This window comes from Catenuloplanes sp. NPDC051500, assembly GCF_044454585.1.
Taxonomy (GTDB): Bacteria; Actinomycetota; Actinomycetes; order Mycobacteriales; family Micromonosporaceae; genus Catenuloplanes.
The window spans coordinates 483,875-495,190 of sequence record NZ_JBITDX010000002.1 but is presented as its reverse complement, the minus strand read 5'-3'; the positions used below and the strand labels follow the sequence as shown (position 1 = coordinate 495,190).

The 11,316-nt window shown below is 70.5% G+C and carries 11 protein-coding genes; 4 read left to right on the top strand and 7 right to left on the bottom strand.

From position 1 onward, the window contains the following. Position 1 precedes the first annotated feature (1 nt). Positions 2-499 (top strand): pyridoxamine 5'-phosphate oxidase family protein, encoded by a 498-nt coding sequence (locus tag ACIA8K_RS05210; protein ID WP_396055156.1) that lies wholly within the window; start codon positions 2-4, stop codon positions 497-499. 114 nt (positions 500-613) lie between these two features. On the opposite strand, the gene ACIA8K_RS05205 is transcribed toward ACIA8K_RS05210, so the two are convergent. From ACIA8K_RS05205 to ACIA8K_RS05175, 7 genes are all read right to left on the bottom strand, one after another. Further along, positions 614-1,099, bottom strand: a complete 486-nt coding sequence (locus ACIA8K_RS05205) for a hypothetical protein (protein WP_396055154.1) — start codon at positions 1,097-1,099, stop codon at positions 614-616. Continuing rightward, entirely contained in the window at positions 1,096-1,761 is a 666-nt protein-coding gene (locus ACIA8K_RS05200; protein ID WP_396055152.1) for a hypothetical protein, read from the bottom strand. Before ACIA8K_RS05200 ends, ACIA8K_RS05205 begins: the two co-directional genes overlap by 4 nt. 64 nt (positions 1,762-1,825) lie before the next feature. Beyond that, on the bottom strand, positions 1,826-2,473 hold the full coding sequence (locus ACIA8K_RS05195) for a hypothetical protein (RefSeq protein WP_396055151.1): 648 nt from the start codon (positions 2,471-2,473) through the stop codon (positions 1,826-1,828). Positions 2,474-2,907: 434 nt separating this feature from the next. Continuing rightward, positions 2,908-4,662 carry a selenocysteine-specific translation elongation factor gene (gene selB / locus ACIA8K_RS05190; RefSeq protein WP_396055149.1) on the bottom strand — a complete coding sequence of 585 codons (1,755 nt, stop codon included), beginning with the start codon at positions 4,660-4,662 and terminating at the stop codon, positions 2,908-2,910. Beyond that, on the bottom strand, positions 4,650-5,927 hold the full coding sequence (gene selA / locus ACIA8K_RS05185; protein ID WP_396055147.1) for an L-seryl-tRNA(Sec) selenium transferase: 1,278 nt from the start codon (positions 5,925-5,927) through the stop codon (positions 4,650-4,652). The genes selB and selA overlap by 13 nt, the downstream gene beginning before the upstream one ends. A gap of 34 nt (positions 5,928-5,961) precedes the next feature. After that, complete coding sequence (locus ACIA8K_RS05180) at positions 5,962-7,119, bottom strand: S1C family serine protease (RefSeq protein WP_396055145.1); 1,158 nt, start codon at positions 7,117-7,119, stop codon at positions 5,962-5,964. Between the two features lie 87 nt (positions 7,120-7,206). After that, entirely contained in the window at positions 7,207-8,079 is an 873-nt protein-coding gene (locus ACIA8K_RS05175; protein WP_396055143.1) for a hypothetical protein, read from the bottom strand. Between the two features lie 89 nt (positions 8,080-8,168). Between ACIA8K_RS05175 and ACIA8K_RS05170 the strand changes: the two genes are divergently transcribed. The 3 genes from ACIA8K_RS05170 to ACIA8K_RS05160 all read left to right on the top strand — a co-directional run bounded on the left by ACIA8K_RS05170 (position 8,169) and on the right by ACIA8K_RS05160 (position 11,288). Further along, positions 8,169-8,447, top strand: coding sequence for a DUF1707 domain-containing protein (locus ACIA8K_RS05170; protein ID WP_396055141.1), 279 nt, complete (start codon positions 8,169-8,171; stop codon positions 8,445-8,447). Between the two features lie 65 nt (positions 8,448-8,512). Continuing rightward, positions 8,513-10,069 (top strand): malate synthase A, encoded by a 1,557-nt coding sequence (gene aceB / locus ACIA8K_RS05165; RefSeq protein WP_396055139.1) that lies wholly within the window; start codon positions 8,513-8,515, stop codon positions 10,067-10,069. Between the two features lie 28 nt (positions 10,070-10,097). Further along, positions 10,098-11,288, top strand: a complete 1,191-nt coding sequence (locus ACIA8K_RS05160) for a DUF6986 family protein (RefSeq protein ID WP_396055137.1) — start codon at positions 10,098-10,100, stop codon at positions 11,286-11,288. Positions 11,289-11,316: the final 28 nt, after the last annotated feature.

Sequence of the window (11,316 nt, the reverse complement as noted above, 5' to 3'; positions counted from 1 at the left end):
CATGACACCCGTCGCCACGCACATCACCGAGTTCAGCGAACCCGGCTCCCCCGCCCTGCCCTGGCCCGACGCCGAGCGCGTCCTCATCGACGCGGAGATGTTCTGGCTCTCCACGGTCCGCGCCGACGGCCGCCCGCACGTGGCCCCGCTGCCCGCCATGTGGGTGGATGGACGCGCGTACTTCTGCACCGGCGCGCACGAGCAGAAGGCACGCAACCTCGCCTCCCAACCCGCCTGCGTGCTGACCACCGGCACCAATACGTACCGGGCCGGCCTCGACGTGATCGTCGAGGGCACCGCCGCCGTCACCCGTGACCCGGAGCTGCTGCACCGGCTTGCCGCCCTCTGGCAGTCGAAGCTCGACTGGCAGTTCGAGGTCCACGACGGCGCCTTCCGCGACCCGGGCCACGGCAACGTCGCCCCGGTCTACGCCCTGACCCCCACGAAGATCCTGGCCTTCACAAAGGCGCCCTACACCCAGACCCGCTACACGTTCTGAGCTGGCTCTGAAACCGCATGCGGGCGGGGCTTTCACCCCTGTCGTCCAATCGGTGTCCCCGGGGATCTCGGTCAGGCATCTTGATCCCCGTCGCCGAGCCCTGGCACCCGGTCTCTACCGCTGTTCCCCGCGAACACTGAAGACCTGCGGCCCGGTTTCGCCGGCTCGCACCAGACCGAGGGTGACGGCGGGGAGGCCGAGGCGGACGGTCATCGTCTGCACGGCTTCCCGCACGAACGGAATGATGGAGATGACCGCCGTCTTCGCGATGAACCTCTGTACCAGCTCCCTGCTCAGCTCCACGTTCGCGATGGCGTCGGTGAACGCGAAGGTCTGCACCAGTGTGAGGCCGAGCGTGGCCACCTCCTGGCCGGTCGCTGAACTGAGTGTGGAATCGAACGACCAGCGAAGTTGCATCGTCTCGTCGTCTCGGCGGAAGTCGACGTCCAGGACCGGATCGAATTTCCCGACTGAGTTGGACGCATAGTCCAGCAGTTCACTGTTCCAGCGGACCACGCGAATGTCGATCAGCTCGACGCCCTGGACGACGTCCCACAAGTCTGTATCGACCTCAGCTGGAGGGCTCGCGGTTTCAGTCATTTGGTGTCGCTCGCATTCACCGATCTACGTTCATGCCAGGCCACTGGATCTAGATATGTCGCACGCAGGCTGCTCAAGCGGTCATCGGGCGCCGTTCCCGACGTTGCATGATTGTTTTCAAGCATTCTCATAGAAACGTGGACGCTGCTGGCGGCCTGTTGCCACTCGCGATCGACAGGTCCGATGACGCGGTGCAGAGATGCGTTGATCTCGGCCACCTGAATCGCAGACAGGTTCTCTTCGTCGTCATGTAGCTGATAGTGGCGAAGCCAATCGTTCACGGCGGCCCATTGCCACAGTCGCATCGAGCCGCGCTCGCCGCCACCGGCGGAAGCGATGGGGGCCGGGAAATTGCCGGGACCTCGCCTGCCGTCCACCCACAGGCGAACGGCCTCCCGTGTGACTCCGACGCGTTTCGCGATGTCCGACACGCCGACGATGTCCTGATCGACCTCCACCACTCGGGCACCTGGCAGCGAGGCCGCGATCTGACGGGCGGCCTGCGACGCGGCCCCGACGGGATTGCCCGGCGCATGGATGATCGCGATGGTTCGCCCATCGATCTCCATCCACGTCATATCGGTGAGATGATCGAGGACTGCGCCGAACACTCGGTCGTCGTCAAGGTCTACGCCAGTGACACGCAGGGCGATCCGGTACAAGGGTGTCCTCCCGGTGCGCGGCTGTCTCGCGATGCTATAGCCAACGTTGGCACTTGCCAACACGTTACGGTCCTCTGTGCCCAAGACGCAGCCGAACGTCGGCGATGCGCCTGCGCGCGATGTCGAGCCGACTCTTCAGTGCGATAAGGATGGGATTCTCCGGATCGGGAACCTCTGCCACAACGCCGGAAGCCTCGTCGACGCGCTCCTCCGCGCCGGCCACGTACACGCCCGGTGAACCGCCTGGGCCGGCCACCTCGGATCCGCGGACCCAGCCGCTTCGCGTGAGCTGGCGAGCTTCGTCGTCGAATTCCTGGGCGGTGGCCATGATGTGCTCGACTTCTTCGGCGTTGTCCACCGCGGTATCCAGCAGATCCTGAGCGCGTTGCCACGCATCGGCCGCCATGCTTTGTGCTTCCTCGGCGTCGAGGAAGTCCTCTGCCGCGTCCAGGAGCTTTTCGGCGCCCGCCAAAAGATCTCCGGCATGGGAGAGATCAACCGACACGTCGGCGAAATGGTGCGGACAGTCGCGGATCGCCCGTACCAGATCCTTCGCGCGGTCTTGGGGATTCTTCGGTGTCGTATCAACAATGATCTTGCATACCGGGGCGCCCCGTTCCACGCGGCGGCAGAAAGCTCGGCCGTATCCGTGTCCGAGGCTTTCACGGAGATGCCATCCGGCTTGCCGCGCGCTCTTCAGTGCCCTCTTCATGGCTGGGTGAAGATCGCTGTCGTTCGGCCACTTGGCTTTGGGGCCGTGCCAGAGGTCATCTCCGCCTGGTGGTGCCACGCGTCAGCCTCGATTCGGAGGGATGCCGATTGATCAAGCTCTGGGCTCGGTCGGCCAGTGTAGTCCCCACGCTAAACGACGGTCCAGGTCGGACATGTGTGCGAAATGAATTGTGATCAGCGATACGTCGTACCCAATGCTTGTGCTGTCAACTGAAAGTTTTCTTTAATGTGAGCGTCGGACGCAAAGGCGGCATGAATCCCGGCTCTTGTTCGCGCCGAACATGAGCGATCAAAAAGAGACATCAGCTCTTGCAGGTGTAATCCGCGCGGAGGCTCGGCGATGAGGGAGCTGCTTGCCGGGCCCGCGGTGCCGTCATTCTCGATCAGGCGGCGAACAGACTTCGCCTCATGGCATCAGAGCAGCTCGCGGCGGTTTTCGTCGGTGGGGAGGCGGCGGGTTGTGCCGTGGGTGTCGAGGAGCTCGAGGAGCGGGACGGCGACGCGGCGGCTGCAGCCGAGAGCCTGGCGGGCCTCGCTGACAGTGAACGGGGAGGAGAGCGCGGCCAGCCGGCGCGCGGCCTCGGGAATGGCGTCGGGTAGCAGGAGGACGCCCTCGGCTACGCGGAGCAGCAGGCCCGCGCGGACCGCGGCGGCGGACTCGCGGCGGCCCAGGCCCAGCTCGGCGAGCCGGGCCGCGTCCGGGGCGGCGAACGGGGTGTCGCTGAGGTCGGCGCGCACGGCCGCTACCGCACGGGCCAGCGCCGGTGGCACACCGGCGTCGCCGGGCAGGATGCGGCCGTCCCGGTAGGAGAGCGGCGCTGTCACAAGTGCCTCGACAAGCGCGATGTCCGGAAGGCCGAGCAGATGGCGCAGCGCCTCGGCGGGCGCGCCCGGCTCCAGCGGGTGCTCCTTCGCGTACGCGGTCGCCGCGTCCGTGAGCCGGGCGCGCAGCGCGGACCAGTGCCCGGGATCGGCAAGCCACTCGCCGGCCACCGGCGCGACGGTGACGGGCACGCCCATCCGCGCGAGGTCGCCCCGCCGGATCAGGCCGCGGCGGCGCAGCTCGTCGTGCACGTCCGGGACGCCTGTCATGGCGCTCAGCGTGGTGGCGCGGGCCGCGGCCGCGCCCCGCCGGCCCAGCGCGGGGGGACGGACGTCGAGCACTGTCGCGCCGCCCAGCACGCGCGGGCCGGCGCGGCCGGGGTCGCGGAGCAGGACCCGGTCGCCGAGGTGCAGCGGGAGCGGGCGGGCCAGTCGGAGTCGCAGCGTGTCCGGGCCGAGCGGGCGGATTCGGGCCACCACCGCGGCGGAACCGACGTGGACAGTGACCGAGGGTGGCAGCTCCGCGACCGGCAGGCCGTCCAGGCGCAGGTCCAGCTCGTCGGTGGGGACGAACACGCCGGGGGTGAGCAGCACGGTGCCCCGGCCCGCGGCGTCCCGGTCGACGCCGCGCAGGTTGACTGCGACGCGGGCGACCGGGCCGACCGTCTCGGTGGTCTCGCCGAGCGACTGGAGGCCGCGGATCCGGACCGGGCGGCCGTCCAACTCCAGCTCGTCGCCGGTCCGCAGGTGCCCGGCGCCGAGCGTGCCGGTCACCACGGTTCCGGCGCCGCGGACGGTGAACGCGCGGTCCACCCACAGCCGGACCGGCGCGCCGGGGTCCGGTGCGGGCAGCGAGGCGACCAGGCCGTCCAGCGCGTGACGCAGCTCCGGCAGGCCTGCGCCGGTCGCGCCGCTGACCGCGACAGACGGGATGCGCCCGAGGGAGGTGCGGGCGATCCGGTCGAGCGCCTGGTCGCGGGCCGGGCCGGGCGGGGCCAGGTCAGCGCGGGTGACGGCGAGCAACCCGTGCCGGACGCCGAGCGCATCGAGCGCGGTCAGGTGCTCCTCGGACTGCGGCATCCATCCGCCGTCCGCGGCGACCACGAGCATGGCGGCCGGGACCGCACCGACGCCGGCCAGCATGTTCGGCACGAACCGCTCGTGGCCGGGGACGTCGACGAACGCGACTGTGTCACCGGACGGCAGCGCGGTCCAGGCGAAGCCGAGATCGATTGTCATGCCGCGGCGGCGCTCCTCGGCCCAGCGGTCCGGCTCCATCCCGGTCAGCGCGCGGACCAGTGTGGACTTGCCGTGGTCCACGTGCCCGGCGGTCGCTACGACGTGCATGCGGCACGCAGCTCCGGGTCGCGGGCGGCGGGCACGCAGCGGAGGTCGAGCAGCAGCCGCCCGCGCTCCAGCCGGCCGAGCACCGCCGGATCGCCGAGGCGCAGGCGCGCGGCGTACTCCTCCGGAAGCGAGACCGCCCACGACGGCAGCGTGCGGCCCGGGGCGCCGCCACCACCGACGACCGCGTCGGTCTCCGTGGTGACCGCGTCGATCCCGTCCGACCGCAGCGCTTCGGCCAGGGCGTCGGCCCGTGCGTGAAGCGTGTCCGGGTCCGCGTCGAGGGCGCGCCGTACCGGCACGTCCTGGCTGTGCAGTGTGGCCTCCAGCGCCGCAAGCGTGAGCTTGTCGACGCGCAGTGCGCGGGCCAGCGGGTGCCGTCGCAGCCGCTCCACCAGGTCCGCGTCGCCGAGCAGTAGGCCGGCCTGTGGGCCGCCGAGCAGCTTGTCGCCGCTCGCCGTGACAAGCGTGGCGCCGGCGGCCAGCGCGGAGGCGGCGTCCGGCTCGTCCGGCAGTGCGGGGTGCGGCGTCAGCAGGCCCGATCCGATGTCCACGATCACCGGCGCACCCAGACCCGCAAGATCATTCACGGGTACGGCCGAGGTGAAGCCGGACACCACGAAGTTGGACGGGTGCACCTTCAGCACAAAACCGGTCTCCGGGCCGATCGCGTCCACATAGTCGGTGATCGACGTCCGGTTCGTGGTACCCACCTCGCGTAGCCGTGCGCCGGTGCTGACCAGGAGGTCCGGCAGCCGGAACCCGTCGCCGATCTCGACCAGCTCACCGCGGCTGACCACGATCTCCCGCCCGGCTGCCAGCGCGGTCGCGGCCAGTGCCAGGGCCGCCGCGCCGTTGTTGACCACGTGCACGGCTTCGGCCTCGGGAACGGCGGCGGCAAGCGCGGCCATCGCGGTGCGTCCGCGGCGGGCCCGGCGGCCGGTGTGCAGGTCGAGCTCTACATCTGTGTACCCGGCGGCTTCGGTGACGGCGGTGACCGCGTCGGCGGAGAGGGGAGCACGGCCGAGGTTTGTGTGCACGATGACGCCGGTCGCGTTGATCACCTGGCGCATTCCGGCGGGCGGGAGACTCGCGGCTGCGGAGGAGATCACCTCCTCGGGGGTGATCTCACCGCGGCGGGCCCGGTCCTGTGCCTCGACGATGACGGCTTTCACGGCAGCCCGGCCGAGGTGGATGGCGGCGGCGGTGAGACGGGGATCGGCGAGCGCGGTGTCGGTGCGGGGGATCCGCCGCCGGAAGTCGGTCACACCGTGACGGTAGTGCAGAGGGCGGGTGGTCGCGTCAGCCCTCGGCGGAGATCAGGCCCTGCGCGACCTCGGAGGCGCGCTCGATCGGGATGGCGAAACCGATGCCGATCGAGCCGCCGCCCTCGAGCGTGGCGATCGCGGTGTTGACGCCGATGACCTCGCCTGTGGAGTTGACGAGTGGGCCGCCGGAGTTGCCGGGGTTGATCGGCGCGTCGGTCTGGACCGCGGTCTGCCGGGTGGCGCCCTCGCCGCCGAGGCGGACGCGGCGGTCGACCGCGCTGACGATGCCGGAGGTGACGCTTCCGGAGAGGCCGAGCGGCGCGCCCACGGCAAGCACGGTCTCGCCGACGCGCAGCTCGCTTGACTTGCCGATGGTGAGCGGTTCGAGCGCCTCGGAGGGGGCGATCCGCAGCACCGCGATGTCGGTCTTCGGGTCGGTGCCGATCACGTTCGCCTTGATCGACTCGCCGTCCTGGCCGGAGACCGTGACGGTGACCGCGCCCTCGACCACGTGGTTGTTCGTGATGATGTGCTGCTCGCCGTCGATGATGAAGCCGGAGCCGGACGACGAGCCGTCCTCAGTGTTCACCTCGATCAGGACCACGCCGGCAAGCACCTGCTCGGCGGTGGTGGTCAGCTGCGCGCCGTCCGTGCCGACAAGCTGCGTGTTCGCGGAGTTGTCGGCTCGGTTGACGGCGCCCGCGCGGGTCGCGCCGTACCAGGCACCGGCGGTGCCGGCCCCGGCCGCGACGGCCACGATCAGCGTGCCGACCACCATGAACCGGGGGCCGCGGCGGGGGGAGTCGGTGTCCCGGTTCCGGGAGGCGCGCGGCGCGGGCGGCTGATAGCCGGCGCCGGTCTGCGCCCACGGGTCCGGCGGGGGCTCCCAGGCGGGGGCCGCTGGTGCGTAACCGGAGGTGGCGGGCGGGTACGCCGGGGCGGTGGCCGCCCACGGGTCCGTCTGCGGCGCGTTGACCCTGGCGAACGAGCCGGTCGCGCCGTACGCGGTGAACGAGCCGCTGGCCGACGCTGCCGGCTCGTAGTCGTCGTAGTCCGTCTCCGGCGCGCGCCGGCGCCCGGCCCGCGGCGTCGGCGCAGCGCTGTAGGAATCGTGGGAGGGACGCCGCCAGTCCTGCCGGTCCGCGTCCCTGGAGCGAGGTTCGTACTCGTCGTCTCGCCCCAACGATGCCATTTACGCCTCCGCGGTTCGTCCCACCCCGTCGGGGGTAGATACGGAAGTGGAGGCGAAACGGCTCATCGTCGCGCGGGAAAGATTCGTTCAGCCGCCGAGCAGGTGACCGATCGTGGTGAAGATGTCGGCGTAGAACGTGCCGTTGACGTCGCGGAAGAGCGCGAACGGCTCCTCCGGGCTGCCGAAGAACGGCCGCAGTGTCCAGGCCAGCTGAGTGCCGACGAAGCCGAACAGCCCGATCCAGATGTAGAGCAGCGTCATGCTTGCGGGCCGCTGCCCGGCCGGGAGTTGCTGCTCGGTCCGGCGCGGGTACGGGTACGCCGGGTACGGCTGCTGGTCCCAGGCGCCGGGCGGCAGCACACCGTTCGCCGGCGGGGCCTCAGCCGGCGGCGCGCCGACGAGCGCGGGCTCCTTCACCTCGGCGGGCACCGTCTCCGCCGGGGTGACCGCGCGGGCCGCCTCGACCTGGTGCGCGTTGAACGCGGTCATGCCCGCGGTCAGGAACCGCAGCCCGACGATCGCGGTGAGCAGCAGGATCGCCACGTTGAGCAGCTTGAAGAACGCGTAGCTGTTCGACGTGATCAGGAAGAACAGGCTGATCGGCGCGAACGCCAGCGTCAGCACCGCGGTGACGGTGATCGGCACCAGGATCAGCGTGACCGCCTGCATGACCGACAGCCGCGCGCCGAAGACCAGGTTGAACAGGTACAGCGTGGGCAGGCAGATGGCGAGTGTGGCCAGGAACAGCAGGGGGAGCTTCACGAACGAGGACAGCGCCTGCGTCCAGCTGTGTGACGCGCCGAGCACGATGCCGTAGAGCGCGAAGCTCAGCGAGGAGCTGGCAAGCATCTGAAGGCTCATCGTGCCGAGACCGCGCTCGTCGATGATCTGCCGCCACACACTGTCCCGGTCACGCAGGAGCCGCTCGATGATCAGCAGGCCGCCGGGGGAGTTCGTCATTGAAACCTCCTAGCCCCGACCGTCGGGTTGGCTGAGGCTACATCGAAGGGACGTGTTGTGGGGGGCCGGTTTCTGCGTAGTCTGAGCGCGTGACGGACCCCCTACTGCGTGCCTCGGACGCGGACCGGCAGCGCGTGGTCGCCGACCTGGAGCGGCACACCGCCGCTGGGCGGCTCTCGCTCGACGAGTTCACCTCCCGGGTCGATGCCGCGCTCACCGCCCGTACCCACGGTGATCTTGTTGAAGTGGTGTCCGACCTGCCGTCCGAGGTGCGCCGCGGCGATGACAGCCGGCACCTGCTGATCGCGTTCGCGGTCGCCGCGCTCGTCGTCTCGGTCCTCGCGGTGATCATTTCGGTATACCGTTGACCGGGGCCGGAGCAGCACCACCGCCCACAGTGTCACCCGTCGGCACCGCCCACATCGGAGGCGTCATGACCGAGATCCTCACCCCGGAGGCCGTGGCGTTCGTCGCGGACCTGCAGCGGCAGTTCGCGGACCGCCGGGACGAGTTGTTGTCGCTGCGGGCGTTGCGCCGGGCCGAGGTGGCCCGGACCGGGAGGCTGGACTTCCTGCCGGAGACCGTGGACGTGCGCGAGGGCACGTGGACAGTGCCGGCCGCGCCGCCGGACCTGGTGGACCGCCGCGTGGAGATCACCGGCCCGGCCGAGCGGAAGATGACAATCAACGCGCTCAACTCCGGCGCGAAGGTGTGGCTGGCCGACCTTGAGGACGCGAACACGCCGCACTGGGCCAACGTGCTCGGCGGACAGGTCAACCTCTACCAGGCGGTACGCCGGACGATCTCGTTCGACTCGCCGGAGGGGAAGCACTACGCGCTCGGCGAGGGGCCGTACCCGACGATCGTGGTCCGGCCGCGCGGCTGGCACCTGGACGAGCGCCGCTTCCCGCGGGACGACGGCAGGCCTGGTGTCGGCGCGCTCGTCGACTTCGGGCTGTACTTCTTCCACAACGCGCAGGAGCTGATCGAGCGCGGCTCCGGGCCGTACTTCTACCTGCCCAAGATGGAGTCGCATCTGGAGGCCCGCCTCTGGAACGACGTGTTCGAGTACGCGCAGGACCACCTGGGCGTGCCGCGCGGCACGATCCGGGCCACAGTGCTGATCGAGACGATCCCGGCCGCGTTCGAGATGGACGAGATCCTGCACGAGCTGCGCGACCACGCCTCCGGGCTGAACGCGGGCCGGTGGGACTACCTGTTCAGCATCATCAAGTACTTCCGGGACGCGGGCGAGGCGTTCGTGCTTCCGGACCGGGCCGCGGTGACGATGACCGCGCCGTTCATGCGGGCGTACACCGAGCTGCTGGTTGCCACCTGCCACAAGCGCGGCGCGTTCGCGATGGGCGGGATGGCCGCGTTCATCCCGAGCCGCCGCGACCCGGAGATCAACGCGGTGGCGTTCGCCAAGGTCCGCGACGACAAGGAGCGCGAGGCCCGGGACGGCTTCGACGGCTCCTGGGTGGCCCACCCGGACCTGGTCGAGGTGTGCCGCGAGATCTTCGACGCCGCGCTCGCCGGCGCGCCGAACCAGCTCGGCAGGCAGCGCCCGGACGTGTCGGTCACCGCGGACCAGCTGATCGACCTGACCGCCACGCCCGGCGAGGTGACAGACGCGGGCGTGCGCGGCAACGTCGAGGTGGCGCTCCGCTACCTGGAGGCCTGGCTGCGCGGCAACGGCGCGGTCGGCATCCACAACCTGATGGAGGACGCGGCCACCGCGGAGATCTCCCGCTCGCAGATCTGGCAGTGGATCCACCAGGGCACCCGTACCGCCGAGGGCACCGCGATCACGGCCGAGCTGGTGCACCGCCTGGAGGACGAGGTGCTGGCCGGCATCGCGGAGCAGCTGGGTGAGGCCGGCTTCAAGGACAGCCGCTTCGATGACGCGCGGCGGCTCTTCGAGCAGGTCGCGCTCGCGGACGACTTCGCGGACTTCCTGACGCTGCCCGCCTACGAGCTGATCGACTAAAAGATCAAGAACCATCGGGGGGTACGCGGTGAGCCGGCTCGATCCTGATCTCGACGACGAACTCGACGCGCGGCTCGCCGCGGTGGACCTGCACCTGAGGAACCGTTATCCGGGCGATCCCGGGGGCCGGCAGCCGGTGCACACGGTCTACGTGCCGGCCGACCGCTGGCACTACGACCTGGTGCCGGAGTGGGGCGCGGCCGCGCTGGCCGCCCTGGAGGCCGCGCCCGAGTTGCCGTATGCGCGGGACCTGCACGCACGGGTGGCCGCGAAGCTGGCGCACGAGCCGATCGAGGATCTGCGGATCGACTTCGAGGACGGCTACGGCGTCCGCCCGGACGACGAGGAGGACGCCGCCGCCGAGGCCGCCGCCAGGTCGTTGCTCCTGGCACAGGTGGTGCCGCCGTTCATCGGCGTCCGGGTGAAGTCGATGGAGGCGCACACCAGGAAGCGCTCACTCCGTACCCTCGACGGCTTTCTGGAGGTCTGGTTCTCCGGCGGTGCGACGTCGCTGCCGGAGAACTTCGTGGTCACGCTTCCGAAGGTGAGCGATCCGGCACAGGTGGCCGCGTTCGCGATGGTGTGCGGGCGGCTGGAGGCGTCCTACGGGATTCCCGCCGGTGAGCTGCGATTCGAGATCCAGATCGAGACGCCGCCGGCGATCCTCGGCGCGGACGGCACCGCCACGGTCGCCCGGATGATCACCGCGGCGGACGGCCGGTGCACCGGGCTGCACTACGGCACCTACGACTACAGCGCCGCGGCCGGCATCGGCGCGGCCTACCAGAGCATGGACCATCCGGCCGCGGACCACGCGAAGGCGGTCATGCAGGTCGCGGCCGCGGGCACCGGCGTGCGGCTCTCCGACGGCTCCACGAACATCCTCCCGGTCGGCACCGACGTGCAGGTGCGGGACGCCTGGGCGCTGCACGCCCGACTGGTCCGGCGCTCGCTGGAACGCGGCTTCTACCAGGGCTGGGACCTGCACGCGGCACAGCTGCCGACCCGGTACGCGGCCACCTACGCGTTCTTCCGGGACGGCGCGGCGGCGGCGCACGACCGGCTCGCCGCCTACCTGGACCGGCGGGAGACAGGCATCCTCGACGAGCCGGCCACCGCCCGCGCACTCGCCGGGTTCCTGCTGCGGGGCCTGCGCTGCGGCGCGCTCGACGCGGACGAACTGGGTGATTTCACCGCAGAGCGGCTCACCGCTCTGTGATCCACGACGAACCTGAGAAACTGTCAAG

Excerpts from the sequence above, each read along its gene's own strand:
- ACIA8K_RS05210 (WP_396055156.1), top strand. The coding sequence starts at position 2 with ATGACACCCGTCGCCACGCACATCACCGAGTTCAGCGAACCCGGCTCC.
- ACIA8K_RS05205 (WP_396055154.1), bottom strand. The coding sequence starts at position 1,099 with ATGACTGAAACCGCGAGCCCTCCAGCTGAGGTCGATACAGACTTGTGG.
- ACIA8K_RS05195 (WP_396055151.1), bottom strand. The coding sequence starts at position 2,473 with ATGAAGAGGGCACTGAAGAGCGCGCGGCAAGCCGGATGGCATCTCCGT.
- selB (WP_396055149.1), bottom strand. The coding sequence starts at position 4,662 with ATGCACGTCGTAGCGACCGCCGGGCACGTGGACCACGGCAAGTCCACA.
- ACIA8K_RS05180 (WP_396055145.1), bottom strand. The coding sequence starts at position 7,119 with ATGGCATCGTTGGGGCGAGACGACGAGTACGAACCTCGCTCCAGGGAC.
- ACIA8K_RS05175 (WP_396055143.1), bottom strand. The coding sequence starts at position 8,079 with ATGACGAACTCCCCCGGCGGCCTGCTGATCATCGAGCGGCTCCTGCGT.
- aceB (WP_396055139.1), top strand. The coding sequence starts at position 8,513 with ATGACCGAGATCCTCACCCCGGAGGCCGTGGCGTTCGTCGCGGACCTG.